Here is a 24,450-nt window from a genome sequence, read left to right on the forward strand (position 1 = left end):
GCAGCCCTTTTGTTATAGTTTAATTATTTAGCTGTCTTAGCTGATTTCTTCTTGATGAGGTATGCAAGTACCAATGCAAGAGAAATGCCTACACAAGCCACACCAGCCACTCTGATGAAGCCTACATATCCGCCTGTCTTAGGGAAGAATACGATTGTATCTGTTACAGTAATTTCTACTGTGCCGTTATCAGGTGCGTTCTGTACCCAAGTGTTTTTAGTGAATACTGAATTATACTGTACAGGGATTTCAACTTCAATTACCTTGCCGTAAACATTGTAGCCTGCAGGAGCAACAGTTTCTACAATGTAATATGTTCCGCTCTGTAATGAGATTTCCTCATTTGCTGAATTTTTAAAAATTACATTACCGTTGCTGTCTGATGTACCCGTTCCAATAACATTTGTATGAGCTTTATCGTTATACAGGTCAAAGGTTGCACCTGCAAGCGGATTGCCTGCCTCATCGAGCTTGTTTACACCAATGCGATAAGTGTAAACATATACCTTATTGCCCGGAACGCTGTCAACACCTGAATCATTACCGTATTCAAGTTTTACATCTTCATTCGGGTTGCCTGCTGTACCGACTACAGCGTATTTGTTGACTGTTGTAGAATATGTTACAATAACAAATTTTGTGTTGCTTGTATAAAAATCTGACTTTGCAAGATACTCGGAAGTAAGTGCAACATTAAACTTTGTGTTTTTGCCCTCACCCTCGCTTGTTACATTTACCTTGTAATCTGTGCCTTTGGTGAGGTCGGCTACTTTAGCACCTTTAGCGTCAACAAGTGTAACCTTGAATGAACTTTTGTTAAGTGTAAGACCTGCTGACATATCATCATATACAGCATATGTTGTGAGCTTAATGTCATTTGAGCCTGCTACTGTATTCTTGAGCTTAAAGTTTACAGTGTCGCCAAGGCTTACATCTGTATAGTTAGTATTGTTCTTTGTGCTGTTGGTAATTGACTTTTCTGTTGACGGTGTGCTGTCAGCTACCTTGCTTGCAAGATTGATTTCAGCGTAGCTGTATACCCAACCGTTATTGTAATATGGGAGAGCAAGAACAGAGTTTGTGATACTTGTAACACCGGCAGGGTACTTAACACACTTGATGTAATAAATACCCTGTTTAAGGTTTGAAAAGCTCTGTGTTGTGTTTGTTGCTGATGAAGTAAATGTACCCTGTGATACTGCCGTACTTAAATCAGCGTTATCGAGTGCGTCAAGAGCAGCCTTTGAATCGCCTGCAAGAATTTCTGCGCTGATTGAATTTACAAGAGATGTGTACTCTGTTTTGAACGGAGTAGCTGTTGTGCTCTTGAGGTCCGCAACTCTGAAAAGTTCAAAAGTATAGCCCGGTTTAGTGCATTTTACACTGATATTTACCTTTTGGTCTGTCTTAAGTGCAGTAGCCGCACTTGCTGTTGGGATCGCCGCAAAGAGTAATGTCAACATCATTACTACTGCGAGCAGTTTGCCTGTGAATGATTTTCTAATTGATTTTCTCATAAGAAAACCCCTCCTTAAAAATTTTTTGCGGACAATTTGTCCGTTGTATGGAAAAAGCCCAACAGATTTACTGTTGAGCCTTTTTGCCGATGTGTTTCTTCTTTTTCCTTATACCAAAACCAATAGCACCCACAAGAAAAGTAAATGCTAATACAGCGGCGCCGATTTCAATGTAAATCGGTCTGTTGTTGCCTGTTCCGCCGGTTTCAGGAATGAAGACGCTGTTATTCTTAACCGTAAGCTGTATATCAAGTGTATCTAAGCTGTCGGGCGAAATGGTAAAGTTAATTTTGCCTGCATACGGCATATTACCTTTGCTGTCTGTTTCAATGAAGTAATAATCACCAGGCAAGAGGTTATTTACAATAATTCTGCCGTCGCTGTCGGTAACGAGCTTTGTTACCGTATCAGCCGTCTTGCTGTCGGCAGCTTCGTACATAATACTGCTGTTTTTATTTATAACATTAACAATGCCTGTTTTTGTGTTGTAGAGTTCAAACTCAATACCCTCAAGCGGATTGCTGTTGCCGTCTGTTTTTAAAAGCTCTACACTGCCACGCTTGAGCAGGTTTTTCATCGTAACTACAAAGCTTTTGCCGTCCTCAAGTGTAACTGTCTGAGCCGCAGGCTTTACATACTTAGCAGGGAAGTAATATGTACCGTCTGCATTTTTAAAGCCTAATTCGTCAATTGTGTATTTAACCTTTTCGTTGCTTGTATTATATACAGCAAGGTTAGTAAGCTGAGCAGTGCCGTCCTCGCCTGTTACAAGCACCTTATTTGTTTTGCCGTCATCAGACTTTACCGAGAAGTAAAAGCCGCTTACAATGCCGTCCTCAGACTCTTTTTGAACGATTAAGCCTGTCTTTTGCAGTCTGTTTGCAAAATAAAATGAAAGAGTAACATTTTCCTTTAGCGTAACGGTTTTTTTAGCAGGAGGAATATATCTGTCAGGTATCGAGTATGTACCGTCTGCATTTTTGTAGCCAAGCTCTGTGATTATGTATTTTACATATTCTCCGCTTGCTTTGTAAACAGGCAAGTCGCTGAGCGTTGCTGCACCGTCTATGCCCTTGCTTTTTGTTACTATGTTTTCGTCTGTCACTCCGTCATCAGACTTGACATTAAACCATACATCCTTAGCAGTATTAGCTCCTCGCTTACTGTCATCTGCGGTTTTGTAGATTGTAAGATTACCATAAACAGTATCTCTGGGTTCAGGTACTTCAATCTCGTTAAAGGTTGTGATTGAGCCTGTGGCTTCATCAACCTTAATTTGTCGGATAAACAATTCAGGATTGATTTTGTAGCCTGTCGGGGCTTTGGTTTCTTGCACAGTAAAAGTTCCTAATGGTAAGGTAGGATTGCCTGTTGTTGTAACATAGAATTTTTCGTTATAGTCACTATCTGCTCTATATTCATCAGCTAAGCGACAGTAACCGTCACCGTCAGTCTTTAACACCCATTTTCGTTCAGGCTTTTTCCCCTCAAGTTCACTTTCAGAGTAATAATATCCCTGATAATAACATAATGTAAATTCAGCATCAGCCATATTAGTTGTCTGACCTGTTATAGCATCTTTCTTTCGTAAAACAATACGAACGGGGTCATTTTCAGGTCTATCGATAATAGTAGCAGATAGAATAGCAAAACCGTTATCGGTATCACTTAATGTGAACTTTGTGGCTGATTTATTTAGCATATAGCCTTTAGGTGCTACCATTTCGACAGCATAATAGCTGTCACTGTATGCAATTTTATACAGGTCTGAATTTGCGTTATAGTCCCAAGAGTTGCCGTCTTTAGATATAGCTTTACAATCACCGTTGCTGTCGGTGATGAAGTATCTAACGATGTTATTCTTTACACTGTTATCTGCAAGATAATCATAAGCACTCTTTTTGTTTGCAAATACAGCAAACATACCACCGTCTAATGAATAGCAGTCATTGTCTGTTGTCAAATCAGGATTACTGCTTTCTTTTTTGAATTTCAGCTTAACGATTTCGGTATCAGACAGTTGAAGAATATCAAGTATTCTTTCGTTATTGCAATCATCTGTTGTGACTGTAACATTGTATTTCTTGTCGCTAAGAGCGAAGTAACCGTTTGCCGGGGCTTTGGTTTCCTTGAGGTAATACTGACCTGAAACAATCTCAAAGTAATTCTTTGTAATCCAGTCCTGATTGGAATACGAATACTTAATTTTAGCAATGTTACCGTTTTTATCAAGCTCCGCAACTGCAACTGCTTTGTTATCATCGCTATACAAGGTGTACTGTGCACCTGCGAAATTCAAGTAATCTTTATCAGTTGTCTGTTCTGTCAGGTTTTTGATTTCTTCGCTTGTACCTGACTTTTCAAGATATAATTTAGCTTTTTTCGGTATTCTTACTATTAAGTGTTGGCAATATGTACCGTCAGACGGCTTCGGCTGACAAATGTAAAAGTTACTGCTTTCACTTCTTTTTTTAATTACCGACCAGTTACTTGACGATTTAGCAATACTATGGGCAAAATCAGCAAGCTCGTTAATGATTGTATCGGTATCGCCATACCAAGCTTTCCATTCAGATGTTGGATCACCTAACATCTGATGTTCTAACTGGCTTAAAGTATAGTGAGATAAAATATAATACTTTTTCTCGTTTGCTTTGCTGCCAAATTCCTTATCAATTTTGGCAAACAACGGCTCATACAAAGAGTTGTTAATATATTTATCCAAAATGCTTTTAGCTGATTTTCCATTAACCTCAAAGTTGCTGAAATAATCACCATAAGCTACACCGTAAAAGGTATTAAGAGCAGCTATTAGTGCTTTTTCATTCTCGTTATTGGAATTTGGGTCAAGTTTAATTACTTCTTTGCCTGTTTCTCCAAAAAAGTCCGTAAATTCAACAGTCTTGCCCTCTGTTTTCTGTGCAGGTGTATTTGGGTCTATGCAATACCCAATCTCACCGTTAATTTTAAACTCATAAGCTACAAGGCTGTCTGTCCAAGGGATAGGCTTTGCTGACGATTCAAGCAAAATTTTGTTACCAATTTCAGACAGCCCTGTATATGAATAAGCACTTGCCGTAATATTAGCAATAGGAAACATCGCAAAGACAGTAACAAGCGAAATGATTACGGCTGTAAACTTTTTAAGAATTTTCATTATTAAGTTTTTCTCTCCTTTCAATGAGATAGTATATATCTTATTAGTTTGGTGGACTTCTGCTCATATTGGTGCTCCTTTCAGATTTTTTGTAATAAAAAAAGCAGCTAAGTTCAAAACTTAACTGCTTTAATTGATGTATTTTATTTGATTAATACCAACCTGCTGCTCTTACGAGAGTTGTTTTTGTTTCATAATGACCTTTTTCGGGAACTGTTTCAGTTTCATAGCCAACAATTGTTGATACAGTTTCGACACGATAACTAAAATCATCGCCGTTTGGTAAATGAACCGCTTCATCGTGACCTTGAACATTGCCAGTGATTTCTGCACCGCATATATTACATATTGTAACTGTACGGTCTTCATATATCGGACATTGCCAAGTGTAACCTTCTTCATCAACTACCCAAACTTTTTCGGTTTTGTACTCTGCATCGTGCCAAGTTTTGCCCTCGTGTGGGTCTTTTGTTGCAGGCTGTGTAGCCGGTGCCGGTTCAGGCTTACTTGAAGATGATGAGCCGGAGCCACTTGACGGCTTGCTCTGACTTGAGCTGCTTGATGAACCGCCTGACGGTTTACTCTGACTTGATGAACCGCTTGAGCCTGAATTGCTTGCAGGCTTGTTTGTGCTGCCTGATGAGCCGTTGCTCTTGCTTGTCTGACCGTTGCCGCCATTGTTATTATTGTTGTTAGTCTGATTGCTGTTGCCGTTGCTGTTATTGTTGCTCTGACCGCCGTTGTTCTGCTTGCTGTCGGTCTTTGCTACATTCTGTGCCTGAGCTTCCGTAGCTTTTTCCGACTTCTCCGCAGGCTGTGTCTGCTTAACCTCAACGACTTTTGTTTCTTCTTCAATATGTGTATTGCCCTGACTGTCCGTCACAACCTGTGTAACAGTCTGAACAGATGTGCCAATAACCTCATCTGCTGTTTCCGTAGGCTGTTTATTTTCGCAAGCGGTCAGCATAGCAATAATGACCGCCGCCACCGTTACTGCCGCAACCGCAACAATACCAATAGCCTTTTTCTTATTCGTCTTTTTCTCTGCTGATTCATTCGTATTTGTAATGTTTGTGTTCATTTCCTGTGTAGTCATAACTCTGACCCCTTTCGTATATGTCTTTATATCTTAATTTTACAATTCACATTTTTGTTTGTCAATATCAATATTCTTTCAAATTTTTGGATATAAAAAGCAGTCAAGAAATTTACTTAACTGCTTTGGTCTTGTCCTATTCATTGATTAACCTCTCCTTTGCTTTCCACCATTCGTTGACTTTTTCGACTTCTTTCTCCCAGTCGGCTTTCTCATTCTTTTTGAGATAGTCCGATTTGATTTCTGCGATTTGCTTCTCCCAGTCATCAATATCGGTTTTCAAAAATTCGATTTCTTCCTCGTCAAAAACACTCTGGTCTTTTTTGTAATCTTCCAGTTCTGCATATCCATTTTCAATATCATCTATGATTTCTAAAAAATCATCATACACATCATAACCCGTGTGCAAAAGAAATTTTAAAAGTGTTTCTTCGGGGAACATTCCAAACCAACAACGCTCGAACCACTTGTTGGCATAATCTCTTTCATCACTTCCGTTTGAGTAAGTACCACCAACTAAATCTCCGACAAAATTCTCTATCAGCTCTCCAATAGTCAGACCATACTCCCCACATTTTCTCGCCAGTCGGTCACAATCTGCGTCCGAAAGCCTTACAGTGATTTTTCTCTCTTTTATTGTTTCAATTTCTTTCTTCTGTTCGTTGTCCCAACTCATATTCTTTACTTTTACTTTCATATGCTATCTCCTTATTTCATATAATAAAAAAACAGTCAATTTTTTTATACTTAACAGCTTAATTTTAGATTATTTAATTGTCAGTTTTTTCAAATTTTTCAGAATTTACTTTTAACATTTTTATTTCCTTCCTTTGATAATTGGATAATCTCAATTTAGTAAAATTGGGAACAAACATACTAAACCTATGACTTCAACTGCAAACCAATAAGCTGCCATTAATATTCCATATTTATCTACATATTTTATTTTTCTGTATATTTCAATGATGTTGTAAAGTGAAATTGTTATAAAAATCGGTGAAACAGTTATCATAATAAGATAGATTATATTCATAAATTACCTCACTTATTAATGCATAATGCAAAGGTACAACAGCTCCGCACAAGCTGTTGTGCTTTTGCCATTTGTTAAAAAGGAGAATAGGGTTAAATCATCAAGTGCGGTTTGTAAGTAAATCATTGCATAATGATACAAGTTCTTTAGCGTCTTGCTCATTTGGATTGAGCAAGTAAAAACAAAATTCTGCTTTGGTAAATGTTGGCTTATACACTATTGAGCATCGTGTAACACCGGCACGCAAGCCACAAGATTTAATGAAATTGCGTTTTTCTAATTGTCTTACAACATTAAATATGTATGTATCAGTATATGGATATTTTAATTTTGCACAATGCTCTGCTATTTCATTGCGTGTGCATTCTTTGTATTTCCAAAAAAGGTTCATTATCCTTAATTCAGCTTCTTTAACGTATTCAACCATAATCTTTTCTCCTCTATCGGACAATTTGTCCGCTTATCCAAATTTAAAACTACTTATCGGACAGTTTTCAAATGATGAACTGTCAATATGGCACTTATCATTTTTTATTGTAACTGTAGTTAAGTTTTTGCAATTTGCAAAAGCATAATCTCCGATTTTTCTTATATTATCTGCAATAGTTACTTCTGTAAGCTGATATTTACCATACAAAGCTTTGTTACCTATTGCTGTGACTTTGATTGCTTCCTGCTTATCTGTATACATATAATTGGGGACGCTGAGCTTTTTAGCTGTACCTCTGTAGTTAGTTATCGTTGCAGTGTTGTTTGCAACGGTATAAAAGAAATCGTTATATATGAATAATTGATTAGTCATATACAGTTGTATAGCTGATATATCATTGACGGTTATACTGCCGTCACCATTGAAATCAGCGTAATACAAAGTGAAATTAGCGGGGGTATGACCGGCTATATATATTTGTGTAAGTGTTACATCGGTAATGTTAATATTACCGTCTTTATTTACATCGCCTTTTTGGTATGTAGCAGCTTGTCCAACTGTCGAACAAGTTGCTACTGCTATAACCACAAGAACAAAAGAAACTATTTTTTTAAACACGCAAATCCTCCTTATTCTGTTATACAAAAGTGTATTCATAAGTTGTAACTATAAAAAGACTTCTTAAATCAAAGTTTTTATTTTCTGTAATTATCAATTTTTTCGGAGTATTATTTTGCACTTCAATTGAGGTAATTGAATCATTTTTGATTTCTCCTAAGATGTCGACTCTAACATTGTTATATACTGTATTGTCAGCTGTAGTGTATGTATATTCATTAGTATCAAAAAAGCAATCATCTTTTAGTGTATTATCTTTTATAATTTTGAATTCTGTTATTTCGATACTTTTAGTGGATATTGATGATTCTGTAGGAATTGGTGGAATGACGATACAAAGTAAATATGTAAAAATACATATTAAAACACAAATAAATCCATATAAAGACATAACCAGAATCTTTTCATCTTTATCATAATAATTATTTTTTAAGTTGATAATCATCTTAACAATCACAACTACAAATGCAACTAAACCCAACCAAATCATATATATTTTTCTCCTTTTTCTCTACTCCTTCAACATTTTTTGGTAGCAATATAATGTTGCACGACAATCAGCCAAACTATCGTGAGCAATGTCTGTTCCCCAATCATATCCGTAATATTCTGCACACTTAGTTAGTTTCTGACATTTATTGCAGCCATACTTATCACTCCATTCGCCGTATATGTCTGCAAAATCTTGCATAACATCTATGGCAGTCGCCTTGCTGTTTTCGATACCAAAAGCAGCAAGAAATTCTAAATCGAAAAGTATGTTGTATCCAACAATCACATTCGCTGAATTAATTATCTTGTTAATTTCTTGCTTGACTTCAATGATGTTGGGTGCGTTTGCTACCATTTCGGGGGTTATATGATTTACCGCCATAGCTCCATCCCAATTTTCTGTGAAAAGCGGCTTAATATAGCTATTAAATAGCGTATTTCCCTGACTGTCTATAATTGACACCTGTAACAGCTCATCGGTATCGGCATTAAGTCCTGTTGTTTCTGTATCTATGACTATTTCGTCATATTCTATGCCTGAGTCAAAATTTTGAGCTGTAAAAGTGTTTTTAATAATGTCCTGTGTGATTTCTCGACGCAGTTGCAGTAACTCTTCCTCCTTCTTTACCTTTTGTTGCTGTAAGAAGGCTTTTTGATGAGCAACTCGCTTTTCTTTCTCTTTTGTTCGGCAGGCTGTAAGTTCTTCATCAGTCATTTTGCGTACTTCCTCATCCCATAGATACAGTTTTTGATTAGGACAATAAGCATTAACCCATAGATACTTACCGCATTTATCGTTAAGCTTAACATAATGCTTGAGCTTCCACTGCCTTTCGGTCAGCAAAAGTCTATCTTGCTTAACATTTATCCTTGTCCTTACGCTTGTTTTATAATCGTCCCAAATGCTCATATATACGCTCCTTTCTATCAATCACCTTTATAAGCTAACTGTGAATCAATATCAATATCAATTATCACAGGTGCATTGTATAGACAGCTTATAGTGTATTTTCGAATGTTTTTGATTTGTTGCGATTTAAAAGCCTGCTTTAGCTTGCTAATCACATATGTTATGTGTGTATCATCAAGCAAGCTAAAGCGTTTGGCAACTCTTGCAGAAGAAACGCTTATGTTGTTGATATTAAACATATCGCCTGAATTTTGATTGATATATACATCGGCAATCAGACTTATGATGAAATTAAGATAATTTTCTTCTGTACCTTGTGAATACAAACTATCGTATGATATTTGTTCTTTAATATTTTCAATACATTGAGAATATTCCACTATTCCGTCACTCAATCCCTCAGAGATAGAAGATAGATTGTTCTGACTATTCTCAGTATGACTATTCTCAGTATTATTACATTCCGATTTTTGGAAGTCTTGACTTTCAATTTTCGGGGGTCTTGAACTGTCTTTTTCGGAGTTTAAGACTTCTGACTTTTGAAGGTCTTGACTTTCATTTTTTGGAAGTCTTGACTTCCTTTTTATCTGTTTCAGACTTTCACTTTTCGTAAGTCTTAAGTTGTCTTTTTTGGCATTCAAGACTTCCATTTTGCTTTTTTCAGACTTCTGATTTTCGGAGGTCTGAGCCTGAGATAATGGTTTTGCAAAATTCATAACATAAATCTTACAAGGATTGCCTTGCCCTTGTCGGATACGAATTATCAGTCCTATTTCATCAAGCTCGCTGAATATCTTAGTAGCCTTGCCTGTTCCAATGTTGAGCTTTTCTTTGGCTTCGTCTTGCGTGAAATACACATAGACTTTGCCGTCCTCGTCAGTCCACTTATTTTTAGCTGATAGAGCCGTTCTGTCAAGCAAGAAACCATACAGCAGTTTAGCTTCAGACGAAATATATCTAAATTCATCATCAGTAAAAAGAACTTGTGGTACTCTGTAGAACAAGTATTGTTCACATTCGTTTCCTCTGAAAAAATCGAATTTCATACTGCACACTCTCTTTCGATTTTTTTAAACTCCTTATGATAAGTATTGATTTTTGCAGCTCCAATGTTTTCGATAAGACTTGCTACTTGCATAATGCTTGTGGCTGTTGCAGAATTGGTAAGCAAGATTGAAAATAACAATTTTGCTTCTGCTGAGTAATTTTTGTATTCAGCTGTCATTAATGATTTTGGTATATAAATATCCATTAGTGATCCTCTTTCATTATATCAGTGTAACTATCAATCACTGCTTTAGTAATTGTCTGACGGATTTTATTGTTAATCGGCACTATACTTTCTTGCCCGATTTTTTCAGCAACTTTAGTTGCCGGAAATTTCAAGTGATATTTGTCGGCAATCTTAATAAGCTGTATGTCATTGATGATAAAAGAATCATCAATGACAACAGAAGCAATAGCTTTGATGTTAGAACCTTTGCGGTATCGTTTAATGCGGAGCTGTATGTTACTAATCTTCATTTTCTACTCCAATCTTTATGATTTTGACAATATCATCTGTGGTATAATGTTCCCGAATATACTGTCTTACTATGCGTTCAAGGATTTTATGCTGCATAATATATGTTGTTTTATTAACCTTGATTGAAAACATATTGTGAGCTGCCCGAAAATTATACGATACCCTGCAGTCGTCAATTTTTACCCCGACAGCACTGTAATAGCCTTCAATATAATTCTTCTTAAGGTAGTTATAACAATCATTTGCATCAAAAAATTCTCTGATAATGTAATAGTCAATTCTTGTAGCAGTAATTACTGTCTTTGCAATTATGCTTCTGTCAGATAAAGAAATATTTTCAGGAGCAATTACTTGAATGGTGTCAGCATCAGTTTGTCTTGTTTTTTCTACTGCTGGTGATACTGATAACTGTTCTGATGTCAGAGAACTTTCTGTATTCTCTTTCTTAACTCGTTCCTCAGCCTTTTCTTCTTTTGTATCTGAAACGGCAGATAAATTATCTGTTTCAGTATCAGAAAAATCATTTGTCGGATTATTTACAATATAATTGTCATAATCAAAGTGCCAAAAGTAATATTCATAATTTGCAAAATCTTTTTTGAGAGCTTTTGCTATTTTAAAACTCACTTTACAGCTTGTATTGTTCAGCAGAAATTCAAAAAGCTTTGTTTGTTCATTCTCGCTTAAATACGAAAGCTCTACTGCAGCAAGCACCGGGATTTTCTCGTTATCCGTCATATCAAGCAACGGCTTGATTAAGTTATTAAGTCTTATATACCTGTAAATTTTCTTTTCGTCAGTATCGGTTTCCGCTGACATCTGCTGACGAGTGTAACCAAGTTCCTGCAACTCCTTGTAACCATAAGCAAGCTCCGAGGGGAGATAGTCGTTATTTCTTGCAAGGTTAGTAGTAAGCTGAACCTTTTTATATGCAACCTTATCGGTTGCTAAATCGTTGCGAATGATACATTTTACAAACGGCAAGCCTGCTTCTTTGACAGCTAAATATCTGTGTCTGCCGTCAACTATTTGATACTTATTATCAGTGAGAGGAATAACAATGCAAGGTGAAATTTGACCATCAGTCTTAATGCACTTTGCAAGAAAACTTATAGTATCATTATGTATTTTAAACTGTTGTTCATTGTCTATAGAGAGCTTGTCAGTTTCAATTTCTACAACAGTATTATCGTTGAGAATAGCGGTAGGGTTTCCTGTGCCTGTTACATTAAAATTAAGACTACCTGTCTGAATTGACATCTTTTTCATTGTTTAGCCCTCCATTCTCTCAACGATTTCATTGACAACTGACATATATTCCTGACCTAATGTATTCGCTTTAGCATTCGATTTAACGCTACTCTGATGATAGCCAACAGCGTTTTTGGCAGCTGTCTTATAAGAAATAGTTGTATTAAACACTAAATCTTCATAAGACGCTTTGAGTGCATCATATACTTCTTTGCTGTGGGTTGTGCCTTTCTGATACATTGTACCTAAGATACCAAGTATATACTTCGATACATCAGTATCATTTTTTGTGTTGACGAGTTGCTGAAGAATGTCATTGACCTTGTTGTATGACATTATGTCGCACTGCACCGGGATAAGCAGCTTGTCTGCTGCTGCAATAGCGTTAGTTACAAGTAGGTCAGTTGCAGGAGAACAATCAATGAGTATGTAATCATATTCACTAAAGCTATCTGCAGATAACAGCTTTTTTAAAATATTTGTGCAATCGTTTTTGCCGGCGAGGTAGGAAGGAATACCGTCAAGACTTGCACTCAATGCCGGTATATAATCAAAACCCTCAGAAGAAAAATGTCTGATACAAGCGTTGTAATCAATATACATTCCGCTGACTGAAAACATTATCATCTCTGCGATAGTAGGTTTGCCGTCAAACTCATAGTTGAGCCAAAACGATAGATTGGCTTGCTGGTCGAGGTCGATGAGCAATACCCTTTTGCCCTCTTTTGAAAGTCCTGCTGCTAAGTTAAGTGCAGTTGTTGTCTTGCCTACTCCACCTTTTTTGTTTACGATTGCGATTGTCTTTTTCATAAGTCTTACTCCTTTTCTGGACAAATTGTCCACTTTTTATAAAATAAAAAAGCCGACTACAATGTAATCGACTTTTGTTTACTAATTAAATATTTTCTATGTCTAAATCTGACTGAATATAATTGTCAAATTTGCTTATATTTAGTTCTCTAAATTGCTCGTCAAGATGTGTATATATTTTAAGAGTTATTTCTATGTTGCTATGTCCTAACAGCTCCGACGCTGTAAGCACATCAACTCCTGATATATACAGAAGCGTTGCATATGTATGTCTGAGCTGATGAGCACTAAATGTATTTATAATTTTTGGAATACCTGTTGGAGTATGTTTGCTTTCAGGTTTTATTCCTGCATCGGCACATTTTTTGCAATAGGCTGTGTAGTTTATTTCGTTCTGATAGGATTTCCATAAACTTCTCCATTGAGTTGGAGATTGGAGCTCTCCGACTCTATTTGGAATCACAAGGTATGAATTTGATATATCCTTTTGTTTTTTTAACCAAGCTCCTAAATTAACAGGAATTGAAACATAACGGCACTTGCCATTTTTTGTACCTTCTGTTACAATATACTTATTGCTCGAAATTCTTTGCGTTCTTTTATTGACAGAGAGCTTATAGTTGACTAAATCAATATCTCCCCATTCAAGAGCAAGCACTTCACCGGTTCGCAATCCCATAAACATCATTATTACAGCTGCAATTTTGGCTCGGTGTTCTGTATCAATTACGAGTTGCTGCTGTTCGGGAGTGATTGCACCAACTATTTTTGTCGGTGCATTTTTTGGAATGACTTTCTTTTTGTTTCTTGCTGGATTTTTGTAGATTAGCTCGTTTTCGATAGCGTAATCAAAAATTCGAGTAGCACAGTCAACTATATTTTTCAAGACTTTTTTGGAAGTCGGTTTTTTGGTGTTCGGGTTTTCTATATACAGCCGTCTTATTATTTCGTCAATATGAGCAGGCTTTACATCAGTCACTTTACATTCACCTATTCCATTATTAAGGTGATTGATGTAAGACTGTAAATTCTGCTGATAGGTATAAGTTTTACCCAAAGACGACACAGATAGCCATCGTTGTGATAGCTCTTTAAATGTAATTGATTTTTCCATTGTTTACCACTCTTTCATTTATTATACTAATATATTATAGATTTAAAGCAATGGAAAATAAAGAGGGAAATATGGAAACTATAAACTATATATCTCACACTCATAACCCGAAGGTCGTCGGTTCAAATCCGGCTCCCGCAACCACTTAAAAACGGCTTAACTGCTAAGGTTTTGCCGTTTTTCTTTTTGTAAGTTTATTTTTTTGTTATTCCAACTTTAACAAAAATAAATTTACCTTTCGTCACTTCTCAAATAATTTATAAAAATATAGACTTTTGTGTGTACTTTTGGTATAATAAAAATAATTATAGGCTTATACAAATTTAACAACATAAAGGCGAATTATTATGAAAACTATAGATTTAATAGTACCGTGTTACAACGAAGAAGAGGGACTTGAGCATTTTGTGCTTGAAACCAATAAGGTTATTGACTCAATGCCTGAATATTCATTTCGATATATCCTCGTCAATGACGGCAGTAAAGATAAAACTTACCTTGTTATGAAAAAGCTTGCAAAGCAGTTTTCCAATGTAAAGTATATTTCATTTTCAAGAAATTTCGGTAAAGAAGCGGCTATGTACGCAGGACTTCAACATTCCACCGCCGATTATGTGGTGGTTATGGACGCCGATTTGCAGCATCCGCCGACACTTTTCCCACAAATGGCAGACGCTCTCGAAAACGAGGGCTACGATGTCTGCGCCACAAAGCGTGACGAACGAGAGGGTGAAAGCAAATTCAGAGGAATTTTCTCAAAAATGTTCTTTGCTCTTTCAAATAAACTCACCGATACCAAAATGCCTTACGGCGCTATGGATTTCAGAATGATGAAAAGACAGGTCGTCGATTCTATTCTTGAACTCGCCGAAGTTCAGAGATTTTCAAAGGGAATATTCTCTTGGGTAGGTTTCAACACAAAATGGATTTCATTTAAAACCGTTGACCGTCAGCTTGGACAGACAACATGGAAATTCTCAAGTCTTTTTCGTTATGCGATTGACGGAATTACCTGTTTTTCGGTTGCTCCCCTCCGTTTTACGGCAGTAATGGGTGCGATAATCTTTGTTATTTCGCTTATCTATATAATGATAACCCTTGTTCAGACGTTGTTTTTCGGAATTACCACACCGGGTTATGTAACTACCTTGTGTGCGGTTCTGTTTTTGGGCGGAATTACCGAAATGTCTATCGGTATTCTTGGCGAATACATAGGCAGAATTTATATGGAAACCAAGGACAGACCGATTTACATAACAAAATTCTCTAATTTTGAGGACGAAAACAACGAGGAAAAGGAATAATTATGGGCGATTTTATAAAAAAGTTTTTTGATATAAAGTTTTGGAAGTTTATTCTGGTCGGCGTAATCAATACCCTCGTTGGCAACGGCTTGCAGTTTGTGCTCTTTGCGCTTTTTGCGTGGGACAGATACGAATGGGGTGTGTGGCTCGCCTCGGCTCTCGGATACTTAATCGGCAGTATTGTAAGCTATTTTCTTAACAAATACTTTACATTTAAAAATACAGAAAAGGGTTGGAAACCGATTTTACGCTTTGCGCTGAACATTGCCGTTTGCTACGCACTATCGTATTGCATAGCGATTCCGCTAATCAAATGGATTTGTACGGCGAATAATTTTACAATGTTCTCATTTACGGTTGAACAGTTTGCAGGCTATACCTCAATGATACTCGGCTCTTGCCTGTTTGTAGCGTTCAACTACATAGGACAAAGATTCTTTGCCTTTAAAGAAAAGAAATGATAAAACAAGAATACTCCCGACATTAACATAGGTTATATCGGGAGTATTGCGATTTTTAAACGGTTATTTTTTAATTGAGAGAAATTAGAGATTACCTGAATTTTTAACCGATTATAAAAGCTTGGTCAACCTTTTATAATTGTTTGGCAAAATACTACCCTAATCATTAAAACAAAGATGTGATATTATGAGTAAAGCAATGGACATTGCCAAAAAAATATCAAAAAGTCCTCTTGCACCGCTTGCAAAAGTTGCGTTTGATATATTTGCAAAGTTACAGTTCGGATATTTGAATTTAAAATGGAAAATCAGCGGAAAGAAAATGCCGACTGCCGAGCAGGCACACGAAGTTACACAAAATGTAACATTTATGTTCAAGTCCTTTGAAAGGCAAAAGCAGGCAAAAAAGCTGTATAAAAACATTCAAAAACACTACCCCGGTGCAAAAGTGGTGATTGCAGACGACAGCAAAGTTCCGCTTGAAATAAAAGCAAAACACAATCCGCCTACCGTAATTCATATGCCGTTCAACAGCGGACTCAGCAAGGGGCTTAATCTCGCACTTGCCGAGGTTAAAACCGAGTATTTAATGCGTATGGACGATGACGAGCTTTTAACTCCGCTTTCAAATATTTATGACGAGCTTAGTTTTCTTAAGTCGCACAAAGACATTGACCTTGTCGGATTTGTGCCTCTTACCGCAGGCAAATGTACTCCTGTGCAGAAAATCGCCCGAAATTACAATGAATTTGATATGAAAAATGCCTATAAACCGCTTAAAATACCGCATTTGACAAAGATAGACGAAAACCATATTGTATATGGAAAAGTCCCGAATATTTTTCTTGCGAGAACGCAGAAAATCAAAGAAATAGGCTGGGACGATAACATAAGAATGATAGATCACCACGAGTTTTTTCTCCGTGCGGCGGGAAATATTGTGTCGGTAATGAATCCGAACACGGCAGTATTTCACATTCACAATCCGTTTGACAATTATTACAACAGTTTCCGCAGTGATTTCAGAGATGATTTTTACTATATAAAAGGCAAAATGCTCGCAACAAGAAAGTCCTTACGACAAGATAAAAGTTAATAATAAATAACGTATCGACATTGCTGTTCATACAAAAGCTGTGATATGCTTTATAGGTAAAAAACTGAAAGTCTATTAATAACTATCGGATAATAAAAAGTTTTGTCAAACTTAGTCTTAGCACGCAAACAGTCAAGCTGTTTACACCCGACAGATTGCTATGACGGAAAATTTTATCCCTTGTTTTTGTAGATTTTTGACAAGTACATTGGTACTACTGACAATTTAACTCCTGCAATATTGTATCAAACGCAAAACCCCCTCTCCACTCGGAGAGGGGGTTAGATTTACTGTGCTAAATATTGTGTATAAAAGTTAATTTCTGTAATATTTTCGATGTCAGCCTTATTCAGTCTGTAAATATTATTGCGACAACACTTTTCGCCATACTCCCAAAAAGTTTCGACCTCATAATCATATACTATCAGCTTGTTTCCGTCAACCGCAAAGGAGTTTATTCCTGTATAATCATACCAATCCCTGGCTGTGAGTATTACAAAAAGAGCGTTATCTTTGAAAAACTCGTCGTCAAATTCCGGCGACTCCGCTTTAAACAAATCGACAAACTGTTCCTTTGATGTTATGAGAGAAATTCCTTTAACTGAATTTCTCCTCATTTCATCAACAGTCATAATGTAATTCTCCGGTGTGTAGATTGTTTCATATTCAATAATATCGCCTTTAGAGTTACCGTTATAGTCATAGTCATAATAGCGCATAGGAATGTTTTTATATGAGCTGTCTGTTTTTTGATAGCAAGTATATTCCGTACCGGCAACCATTTTCTGCAATTCTGTAATGTCATTTACATTAAAAGCGCCGTCACCGTCAAAGTCGATATGCTCAAGAGCAGTGCCCGAAATTGTACCATTTCCGCCAAGCTGTAACTGTAATGCAGTAATGTCTGATACACTTGCTACACCGTCTGCGTTGTAATCGCCGATTTTTGTAAAAGTAAAGCTTTCATTATCCGCCGCAAATGCAGGTGTTACTGCCGTTGCTCCCATACAAAGTGCAAGCGCCGTTGATACTAATATTTTAGATTTTTTCATAGTCCTGCCTCCCTTTTTCATTAATTTAATAAAATCATACCATAAAACAACGAATATGTATATAACAGTGAAAAAAAATCAACATAAAATTTTATCCCCTGTTTTTGTCGATTTTTGACAAGTACATTGGTACTACTGACAATTTTTCAAAATTCATTTTCTTTTTTTAAAATATTATTTACCTTGACTAAATAAAGTGTTACAATATATAAGTTATAGTATATGCAAAAGCATAACTAATCGGTAACGCCCTGTCTTTAAAAGGGCAAACACAATTTTATGGAGGTTTAATTCTTATGCTTATGACAGCTTTACAAACAAAAGCAAAAAAGCTGCCCGAAAAGCCTGCGGTTGAGCAAAAGGGATTTAAGGCATTTTTAAAGAAAAACATTTACATTATAATTGCCTTTTTCCTGCCGTTTGTTCTTATGACCATAGGCTTTGCGATAATGGAGGTTTCTCCGTTTGGCGACAAGCAAATTCTTGTTACTGACCTTTGGCACCAGTATTATCCGTTTTTGGTAGATTTTCAGGATAAGCTTAAGCACGGCGAATCACTGTTCTGGTCTTGGACGCAGGGCGGCGGCGTAAATTACTTTTCGCTTATGTCATACTACCTTGCAGGCCCTATGAACTTCTTGTGCGTATTTATTCCGTCACAGTGGCTTAGGGAATTTCTTATGTTCAGCGTTTGTGCAAAGGTTGCCTTTGCAGGCTGCTTTACTGCGATTTTCCTGCGCTCGGTTTTCAAAAAGAACGATTTTTCTCTTGTTGTGTTCGGTACAACTTTTTCGTTCTGCGCATTCTTTATGGGCTACTATTGGAACACAATATGGCTTGACACGGTCTGCATTACTCCGCTTGTGGCACTCGGAATTGTTAAACTCCTTACAGAGGGCAAATTCAGACTGTTTACAATTACTCTTGCGGTTTCTTTGCTTTCAAACTACTACATAGGTTTGTTTACCTGTATTTTCGTTCTTCTTATTTTCATTGCATACAGCATTGTTAAGTGGGACGGCTTTAAAAGCTTTTTTACAAAACTTGCAAAAACCGCACTTTTCTCATTACTTGCAATCGGTATGACGGCATTCTTCCTGTTGCCTGCGTTCTTTGCCCTGCAAAACACCCACGCAACCTCGAGTACATTCCCGTCTACATACGCAATTAACATAGGCTCTACAAACGACCTTTTGGGTACGCTTGAGGCTATGAAAAAGATTTTCTCAAATCTTCTTACATTCATAACTCCGGCAACAAAGGAGGCTGACGCCCTGCCTAACATTGCCTGCGGTACAGTTTCTTTGGTACTCGGCATCGTATTCCTTACATCTAAGAAAATCACACTTAAGGAAAAAATCGTTGACGGCTGTCTTGTTCTCTTTATGATGTTAAGCTGCGTTATCCGTCAGCTCGACTACATTTGGCACGGCTTCCACTTTACAAATATGATTCCTTACCGTTTCAGCTATCTTATCAGCTTTGTAATTGTGGTTATGGCTTACAGAGCATTTATGCTGATTGACTTTACCACCTGTTGGGATGTAATTTTGGCGGCGCTCTTCTCGGCAGTTATCATTCTGATTGCCATTGATACACAGGAAACATACGCTATCGTGGGTACAGCTGTTATTGCGGCACTCGTATGCATTGTGCTTTTCCTCTATACAAAAAGAATTATTCCAAAGCAGGTGCTTTTGATTATACTTGCGGTCATAGTCGTGGGCGAAAGCGGCGCTACCGCATATATCGGTGTTAAAACCACAACCGTAACGGGCACATTCGATTACCCTCGAGGTGAGGGAAACACAGCCTCTGTAATTGAATATATGGATAACCTCGAAAAAGATACCAAGGAAATGTGGCGTGCCGAAATGACAAGCACACAAACCCTCAATGACGGTTCACTCAACGGCTATAACGGACTTTCAATGTTCAACTCAATGGCTAACGAAGATATGACCGTATTCTTTGAGAACTTCGGTATGATGGGCTGGCAGAGCGGCAACCGTTACACATATGCCGAAAGCTCGCCTGTAACAAACACATTTATGAACCTTAAGTATCTGATTTCAAGAGAGGGTACTTACAAAAACAGTTATGACCTTACAAATACCTACCAGTCGGGCGGCATAACCTTGCTCAAAAACGAACATTACATTCCTATGGGCTTTATGGTTAATTCCGACTTGCTCAAGTGGCAGGTAAACAAAAACGAGGACCAGTTTAACCCGTTTGACCAGCAAAACGAGTTCTTTAAACTTGCAACAGGCGTAAACGAAAATGTATATACACAGCTTGAGGTTGTTTCGCAGGGACACACAGACTACTCACAGTTCCCCGTAAATAAACTTTCTTACGGCAACTACAGCTACAACTGTACCGATACAACCACAACACCGCACCTTAAGTGGAACTACACAGCGCCGTACTCGGGATATGTGTATGTTTATGCCGACATTGACGGTAAAGACGATGTTTCATTTATGATAAACGACGATTCGACAAATACGCAAACTCTCGGAATGGGCAGACCGTACATTGCTTGCGGCGGATATGTAAACGAGGGTGATAAAATCTCTGTTTATGCCGAACTTCCGCAGGGACAGGCAGGCAGTGCGCATGTGTATGTAAATATGCTCGACCAAAATGTTTATGAACAGGGATACGCACAGATAAGCAAAGATGTTATGACAACAACCGAGCTTACAGGCTCATCTATGAAGGGCACAATAAGCGCAAGCGAGGACGGACTTTTCTACACCTCTGTTCCTTATGAAGAGGGCGGCTGGACCGCATATGTTGACGGCAGAGAAGCTGAAATTACACCTGTCGGCAATGCGCTTATAGCATTCAACCTCAACAAGGGCGAGCACAGCATAGAGCTTGTGTATTATCCAAAGGGATTTAAGCCGGGCGCTGTTGCAACGGCGGTATGCCTTGCAGGATTTGTGGCAATTTGCGTTTATGTTTACATTATTAAAAAGAAAAAGGGCGGAACCGCAGTGGAAGAAATCGCCCCTACCCCACCGCCTGTAAAAACTCAAAAAAGCAAAAGCCCAAAACATTAATACTTGATTTGATAAAAAGGCAGTTTCGTAAATTCGGAACTGCTTTTTTGCGTGTATTTTGGCGGTTCTTTATCAAAAGTTGGGGTAAATTGTAGTTTGGCGGAGTGTCGGTCGGGCATTGAAATTTAGCTAACGCTAAATTATCCTCCCAAAAACAAAAAAGTTTACTCAATTTTTTCAAAAATTGCGGGTTTGGGCAGCGCCCATAAAATCTTCCGATACAACAATTTATCAGGCGCAAACAGCCACGCTGTTTGCGTGCTAAAACTAAGTTTGCTAAAACAGGCGACAGCCATTAAAAAAGCCTATATTTTATTAATGAAATAACGAATTTCTTTTCTTATTGCTATCGCATTTATGGGCTTTCGCCGTTGCGTTCAAGCCGCCAAACAGCGAGCTGTTCGCCTATCGTTAGCTTGCATAAACGGAAAGTATTTGTGGGCTTTGCCCACACCCACGACCTTTGAAAAGGTCGACCAAACTTTTATAATTGATTGGCAAATCAATTTGCTAAACCATAATTTATTATTGTTACCCCAACATTTAGAACAAAACCATTTTGGCTTATAAATATAACATTATAGATTTAATAATTTAAAAATTCAGTTCAAGCCTTTTAAAGGTTGACTAAACTTTTATGATTGCACGGTAAAGTATTTTCCAAATACATAATTTAAAGAACAAAAGAACGGTCTGCACGCTGCAAACCGTTCTTTAAGATTTGGTATAAATAAAATTTGTAGTTTTAATTAATAAGCAAGGCTCAATCTTCTGTCTGTTTCATTAATAATAAATGCGCAGCTGAGCGGTGGAATTGTTAATTTTCCGTTTTCGAGCTTTGTATCTAAAATAGGTGTACCGTCTGCATATCCCGGCGGTGGGTCCAGAATTCTTTCTTCATTGCTTGCATTAAACGCACAATAAAGCGATGACTTGCTGTCAAGACGGATATAGCTCAGAAAATTTTTGTCAGCCGTAACCTTTACAAAATCACCGTCCCAAAGCGGTGAGCAGGACTTTCTTAAATTACCGAGAGCCTTATGCCACTCGATAAGTTCCTTATCCTCTCTGCCCCACGGATAACAGCAACGGTTGAACGGGTCACGATAGCCCTCAAGACCTGCCTCATCACCGTAATATACGCACGGGAAACCCGGTAAAGTATACTGCATACCTACGGCAAGCTTTAAAAGTGCTATACCACGCTTACGCTGGTCGTAGCTTAACTTTTGATTTGCCTGCCACTGACGATCTCTGCCATTGAGCGGCTCGCCTGCAATAACTGTAAGCGCACGCTCTGTATCGTGAGTTGAAAGTGAGTTCATAAGAACACGGAGAACCGGACGAGGATAGTTCTCTATGACACTCATAATCTGGTTCATAACATATTTTGCGTCTGCACCACGGCAGAAATCAAGGATTGCGTTTCTGAAAACATAGTTCATAACCGAGTCAAGCTCTTCGCCGAGCAAGAATTTTCTTCTTGCGCCGTAACTCTCCTTGTTACTTGCGTCTTCCCATACTTCGCCTACAATAAAGCCCTCGGGATCTTCTTCCTTTACCGCTTTACGAAGATTTTCCATAAACTCGTCGGGAAGTTCATCGGCAACATCAAGACGCCATCCCGAATTTCCGTAACGCATATAGGTTCTTACGATACCGTCTTTGCCGTTGATATATTCATTGAACTTCGGGTCGGTTTCGTTTACCTCCGGCAAGGTGTAAAATCCCCACCATGAGTGGTAATCATTCGGCCAATTGTTAAACTTATACCAGCTGTAATACGGAGAATTTTGATCTCTGTAAGCGCCTGTATGCTCGCCGTATCTGCCGTTTCTGTTAAAATACTTACTGTCAGAACCTGTATGAGAGTAAACACCATCGTTAATAACATGGATTCCTCTCTTTTTAGCCTCTGCACAAAGATTTATGAAATCCTCGTTTGTACCGAGGATAGGGTCAACCTTTGAATAGTCGCCTGTATCGTAACGGTGGTTTGAGTATGCCTCACTGATAGGATTAAGATAAATACAACTTACACCCAACTCCTCAAGGTAGTCGAGTTTTTGAGTAATACCCTTTAAATCTCCCATAAAGAAATCGCTGTTTGTAATTTCGCCGTTCTCGTTAGGCCACCACTGTGGGAGTGCATACCAATCGGTATTACGCTGAAAATCTGTACGGGTAAGGTTCTTTTCTTCGCCGCTAAAATTAAATCTGTCAGGCAAAATCTGATACATTACACCGCCAACAGGCCACTTTGGAGTTGTAAAACCCTTTTTGTAGCAGGTAAGCTGCCAACTTCTGCCCGGTGAAGTTTCTATGGTGCTGATATTATACGGATCAGACGGTACAATATATCTGAGGCCGTATTTTGTTTGAAGTTTAAAGCCATACCAGTACAGACCGATTTTGTTAGGAGTAAAGTCAGCCTCCCAGATTTCAGTAGCGTCATCAAATGTGCCGCACCAGAAAAAGCCGAAGTATTCCCAGTTGTAATCGTAGTCATACTTTACTGCCAAATCCGCTCTCTGAGTGTGGAGATCTCTTGGCAAAAGTATTCTTAAATGTATGGTCGTTCCCTCTTCTACCGCACCGAAAGGTGTACGATAGTAAATTTTTTGTGAATCAAAAGGAACTGGCATATAATCACTTCCCTGTAAAATAATATTCCGCAAAAGGCTTTTTGATATGTAATATTAATAAACTGTTATTAATTACTATCAAAAAAAACAATATTATCATTAGTAAAACAATGCGAAATCGACAAAACTCTACCGTTTTGTCGCACATACTATATATTAACACAAGAGTTAGCAGTTTACAATATAATTGACAAAAAACAACAAAAAACCGACATATAAGGATAATTATATCAAAATTAGATTACAACTTTAACATAATTCTTTAATAACGCATCTTTTTATATTATAATTTAGTGTGGATTATAATTTATTGTAAAAAACTCTGTTATTTTGCAGGCAGAGTCTGAATATGGAGAGGTGCTGTAATGAATACTAAAAGAAAAGTCAGCGTGCAGATTGAGGGCAGGAGCTATGCGCTGATTACTGCAGATGACGAAAAATATGTGCAAGGCGTTGCCGATGATGTTATAGCACAAATCAAGAAAATTGTAACATCAACAAATCACCTTGACACAAGAGATTGCGCTATATTGGCGGCACTTAATTTTTGCGATGACCGCAACAAGGCTTTGCGCAATAAAAAAGAGTGCATTTCAAAGGCAGATAAGATTATTCGTCAAACAAATGACCTTAATAAGCAGTGTACGGAGTACAAAACCCGACTTGCAGAGGTTATTAACGAAAACACTGCACTTACCCGCAAATATAAAAGACTTGAAAAGGAAAACGAACAATTGAGAAACGCTCTGCAAAAGGCGGTTAATTCTGCGCAGGCAGAGGAAAACGAGGGCGAAGATGATGAGGAAAGCGATGAAATCATCCGCAAAATGCGCCAACAGCAGATCTCGCTTTTTGATTAATTATTTGA

At 37.7% G+C, this 24,450-nt stretch carries 22 protein-coding genes; 5 read left to right on the top strand and 17 right to left on the bottom strand.

Annotation, left to right across the window (positions count from 1 at the left end; translation table 11 throughout):
* Positions 1-23: 23 nt before the first annotated feature.
* The 15 genes from KGF34_RS07975 to KGF34_RS08045 form a co-directional block, all read right to left on the bottom strand.
* Positions 24-1,517, bottom strand: a complete 1,494-nt coding sequence (locus KGF34_RS07975; RefSeq protein ID WP_252558670.1) for a SpaH/EbpB family LPXTG-anchored major pilin — start codon at positions 1,515-1,517, stop codon at positions 24-26.
* A 67-nt stretch (positions 1,518-1,584) separates the two neighbouring features.
* Positions 1,585-4,674 (bottom strand): SpaA isopeptide-forming pilin-related protein, encoded by a 3,090-nt coding sequence (locus KGF34_RS07980; protein WP_252558671.1) that lies wholly within the window; start codon positions 4,672-4,674, stop codon positions 1,585-1,587.
* Between the two features lie 151 nt (positions 4,675-4,825).
* Positions 4,826-5,770, bottom strand: coding sequence for a hypothetical protein (locus KGF34_RS07985; RefSeq protein WP_252558672.1), 945 nt, complete (start codon positions 5,768-5,770; stop codon positions 4,826-4,828).
* 136 nt (positions 5,771-5,906) lie between these two features.
* Complete coding sequence (locus KGF34_RS07990; RefSeq protein WP_252558673.1) at positions 5,907-6,467, bottom strand: molecular chaperone GrpE; 561 nt, start codon at positions 6,465-6,467, stop codon at positions 5,907-5,909.
* A 150-nt stretch (positions 6,468-6,617) separates the two neighbouring features.
* Complete coding sequence (locus tag KGF34_RS07995; protein WP_252558674.1) at positions 6,618-6,803, bottom strand: hypothetical protein; 186 nt, start codon at positions 6,801-6,803, stop codon at positions 6,618-6,620.
* A gap of 100 nt (positions 6,804-6,903) precedes the next feature.
* On the bottom strand, positions 6,904-7,230 hold the full coding sequence (locus KGF34_RS08000; RefSeq protein ID WP_252558675.1) for a BlaI/MecI/CopY family transcriptional regulator: 327 nt from the start codon (positions 7,228-7,230) through the stop codon (positions 6,904-6,906).
* Positions 7,231-7,263: 33 nt separating this feature from the next.
* Positions 7,264-7,851, bottom strand: a complete 588-nt coding sequence (locus KGF34_RS08005) for a leucine-rich repeat protein (RefSeq protein WP_252558676.1) — start codon at positions 7,849-7,851, stop codon at positions 7,264-7,266.
* A gap of 19 nt (positions 7,852-7,870) precedes the next feature.
* Positions 7,871-8,341: a hypothetical protein gene (locus KGF34_RS08010; RefSeq protein WP_252558677.1), complete on the bottom strand. Its 471-nt coding sequence runs from the start codon at positions 8,339-8,341 to the stop codon at positions 7,871-7,873.
* 21 nt (positions 8,342-8,362) lie between these two features.
* Entirely contained in the window at positions 8,363-9,253 is an 891-nt protein-coding gene (locus KGF34_RS08015) for a 3'-5' exonuclease (RefSeq protein WP_252558678.1), read from the bottom strand.
* Between the two features lie 17 nt (positions 9,254-9,270).
* Positions 9,271-10,299: a replication initiator protein A gene (locus KGF34_RS08020; protein ID WP_252558679.1), complete on the bottom strand. Its 1,029-nt coding sequence runs from the start codon at positions 10,297-10,299 to the stop codon at positions 9,271-9,273.
* Positions 10,296-10,505, bottom strand: a complete 210-nt coding sequence (locus KGF34_RS08025) for a hypothetical protein (RefSeq protein ID WP_249377310.1) — start codon at positions 10,503-10,505, stop codon at positions 10,296-10,298. Before KGF34_RS08025 ends, KGF34_RS08020 begins: the two co-directional genes overlap by 4 nt.
* Positions 10,505-10,777: a septation protein SpoVG family protein gene (locus KGF34_RS08030; protein WP_252558680.1), complete on the bottom strand. Its 273-nt coding sequence runs from the start codon at positions 10,775-10,777 to the stop codon at positions 10,505-10,507. The genes KGF34_RS08025 and KGF34_RS08030 overlap by 1 nt, the downstream gene beginning before the upstream one ends.
* Positions 10,767-12,047 carry a ParB/RepB/Spo0J family partition protein gene (locus KGF34_RS08035; RefSeq protein WP_252558681.1) on the bottom strand — a complete coding sequence of 427 codons (1,281 nt, stop codon included), beginning with the start codon at positions 12,045-12,047 and terminating at the stop codon, positions 10,767-10,769. Before KGF34_RS08035 ends, KGF34_RS08030 begins: the two co-directional genes overlap by 11 nt.
* 3 nt (positions 12,048-12,050) lie before the next feature.
* On the bottom strand, positions 12,051-12,839 hold the full coding sequence (locus KGF34_RS08040) for a ParA family protein (protein ID WP_252558682.1): 789 nt from the start codon (positions 12,837-12,839) through the stop codon (positions 12,051-12,053).
* An 85-nt stretch (positions 12,840-12,924) separates the two neighbouring features.
* Positions 12,925-13,953, bottom strand: coding sequence for a site-specific integrase (locus KGF34_RS08045; RefSeq protein ID WP_252558683.1), 1,029 nt, complete (start codon positions 13,951-13,953; stop codon positions 12,925-12,927).
* A 347-nt stretch (positions 13,954-14,300) separates the two neighbouring features.
* Between KGF34_RS08045 and KGF34_RS08050 the strand changes: the two genes are divergently transcribed.
* From KGF34_RS08050 to KGF34_RS08060, 3 genes are all read left to right on the top strand, one after another.
* Positions 14,301-15,257, top strand: a complete 957-nt coding sequence (locus tag KGF34_RS08050; protein WP_022234670.1) for a glycosyltransferase family 2 protein — start codon at positions 14,301-14,303, stop codon at positions 15,255-15,257.
* Positions 15,258-15,259: 2 nt separating this feature from the next.
* The gene (locus tag KGF34_RS08055; protein ID WP_022234671.1) at positions 15,260-15,718 is read left to right on the top strand and encodes a GtrA family protein; all 459 of its coding nucleotides are present in this window, start codon (positions 15,260-15,262) and stop codon (positions 15,716-15,718) included.
* Between the two features lie 187 nt (positions 15,719-15,905).
* On the top strand, positions 15,906-16,814 hold the full coding sequence (locus KGF34_RS08060; protein ID WP_252558684.1) for a glycosyltransferase: 909 nt from the start codon (positions 15,906-15,908) through the stop codon (positions 16,812-16,814).
* Positions 16,815-17,101: 287 nt separating this feature from the next.
* On the opposite strand, the gene KGF34_RS08065 is transcribed toward KGF34_RS08060, so the two are convergent.
* Positions 17,102-17,866 (bottom strand): dockerin type I repeat-containing protein, encoded by a 765-nt coding sequence (locus KGF34_RS08065; protein ID WP_252558685.1) that lies wholly within the window; start codon positions 17,864-17,866, stop codon positions 17,102-17,104.
* A gap of 296 nt (positions 17,867-18,162) precedes the next feature.
* On the opposite strand from KGF34_RS08065, the gene KGF34_RS08070 reads away from it, so the two are divergent.
* Positions 18,163-20,937: a YfhO family protein gene (locus tag KGF34_RS08070; protein WP_252558686.1), complete on the top strand. Its 2,775-nt coding sequence runs from the start codon at positions 18,163-18,165 to the stop codon at positions 20,935-20,937.
* Positions 20,938-21,686: 749 nt separating this feature from the next.
* On the opposite strand, the gene KGF34_RS08075 is transcribed toward KGF34_RS08070, so the two are convergent.
* Positions 21,687-23,582, bottom strand: coding sequence for a glycoside hydrolase family 13 protein (locus KGF34_RS08075; RefSeq protein ID WP_252558687.1), 1,896 nt, complete (start codon positions 23,580-23,582; stop codon positions 21,687-21,689).
* A gap of 365 nt (positions 23,583-23,947) precedes the next feature.
* Between KGF34_RS08075 and zapA the strand changes: the two genes are divergently transcribed.
* The gene (gene zapA, locus KGF34_RS08080) at positions 23,948-24,442 is read left to right on the top strand and encodes a cell division protein ZapA (protein WP_252558688.1); all 495 of its coding nucleotides are present in this window, start codon (positions 23,948-23,950) and stop codon (positions 24,440-24,442) included.
* Positions 24,443-24,450 lie beyond the last annotated feature (8 nt).

The sequence above is a fragment of the Ruminococcus sp. FMBCY1 genome, from assembly GCF_023921805.1.
Lineage (GTDB): Bacteria > Bacillota > Clostridia > Oscillospirales > Acutalibacteraceae > Ruminococcoides > Ruminococcoides intestinale_A.

Excerpts from the sequence above, each read along its gene's own strand:
- KGF34_RS07975 (WP_252558670.1), bottom strand. The coding sequence starts at position 1,517 with ATGAGAAAATCAATTAGAAAATCATTCACAGGCAAACTGCTCGCAGTA.
- KGF34_RS07980 (WP_252558671.1), bottom strand. The coding sequence starts at position 4,674 with ATGAAAATTCTTAAAAAGTTTACAGCCGTAATCATTTCGCTTGTTACT.
- KGF34_RS07985 (WP_252558672.1), bottom strand. The coding sequence starts at position 5,770 with ATGACTACACAGGAAATGAACACAAACATTACAAATACGAATGAATCA.
- KGF34_RS07990 (WP_252558673.1), bottom strand. The coding sequence starts at position 6,467 with ATGAAAGTAAAAGTAAAGAATATGAGTTGGGACAACGAACAGAAGAAA.
- KGF34_RS07995 (WP_252558674.1), bottom strand. The coding sequence starts at position 6,803 with ATGAATATAATCTATCTTATTATGATAACTGTTTCACCGATTTTTATA.
- KGF34_RS08000 (WP_252558675.1), bottom strand. The coding sequence starts at position 7,230 with ATGGTTGAATACGTTAAAGAAGCTGAATTAAGGATAATGAACCTTTTT.
- KGF34_RS08010 (WP_252558677.1), bottom strand. The coding sequence starts at position 8,341 with ATGATTTGGTTGGGTTTAGTTGCATTTGTAGTTGTGATTGTTAAGATG.
- KGF34_RS08015 (WP_252558678.1), bottom strand. The coding sequence starts at position 9,253 with ATGAGCATTTGGGACGATTATAAAACAAGCGTAAGGACAAGGATAAAT.
- KGF34_RS08020 (WP_252558679.1), bottom strand. The coding sequence starts at position 10,299 with ATGAAATTCGATTTTTTCAGAGGAAACGAATGTGAACAATACTTGTTC.
- KGF34_RS08025 (WP_249377310.1), bottom strand. The coding sequence starts at position 10,505 with ATGGATATTTATATACCAAAATCATTAATGACAGCTGAATACAAAAAT.
- KGF34_RS08030 (WP_252558680.1), bottom strand. The coding sequence starts at position 10,777 with ATGAAGATTAGTAACATACAGCTCCGCATTAAACGATACCGCAAAGGT.
- KGF34_RS08035 (WP_252558681.1), bottom strand. The coding sequence starts at position 12,047 with ATGAAAAAGATGTCAATTCAGACAGGTAGTCTTAATTTTAATGTAACA.
- KGF34_RS08040 (WP_252558682.1), bottom strand. The coding sequence starts at position 12,839 with ATGAAAAAGACAATCGCAATCGTAAACAAAAAAGGTGGAGTAGGCAAG.
- KGF34_RS08045 (WP_252558683.1), bottom strand. The coding sequence starts at position 13,953 with ATGGAAAAATCAATTACATTTAAAGAGCTATCACAACGATGGCTATCT.
- KGF34_RS08050 (WP_022234670.1), top strand. The coding sequence starts at position 14,301 with ATGAAAACTATAGATTTAATAGTACCGTGTTACAACGAAGAAGAGGGA.
- KGF34_RS08055 (WP_022234671.1), top strand. The coding sequence starts at position 15,260 with ATGGGCGATTTTATAAAAAAGTTTTTTGATATAAAGTTTTGGAAGTTT.
- KGF34_RS08060 (WP_252558684.1), top strand. The coding sequence starts at position 15,906 with ATGAGTAAAGCAATGGACATTGCCAAAAAAATATCAAAAAGTCCTCTT.
- KGF34_RS08065 (WP_252558685.1), bottom strand. The coding sequence starts at position 17,866 with ATGAAAAAATCTAAAATATTAGTATCAACGGCGCTTGCACTTTGTATG.
- KGF34_RS08070 (WP_252558686.1), top strand. The coding sequence starts at position 18,163 with ATGCTTATGACAGCTTTACAAACAAAAGCAAAAAAGCTGCCCGAAAAG.
- KGF34_RS08075 (WP_252558687.1), bottom strand. The coding sequence starts at position 23,582 with ATGCCAGTTCCTTTTGATTCACAAAAAATTTACTATCGTACACCTTTC.
- zapA (WP_252558688.1), top strand. The coding sequence starts at position 23,948 with ATGAATACTAAAAGAAAAGTCAGCGTGCAGATTGAGGGCAGGAGCTAT.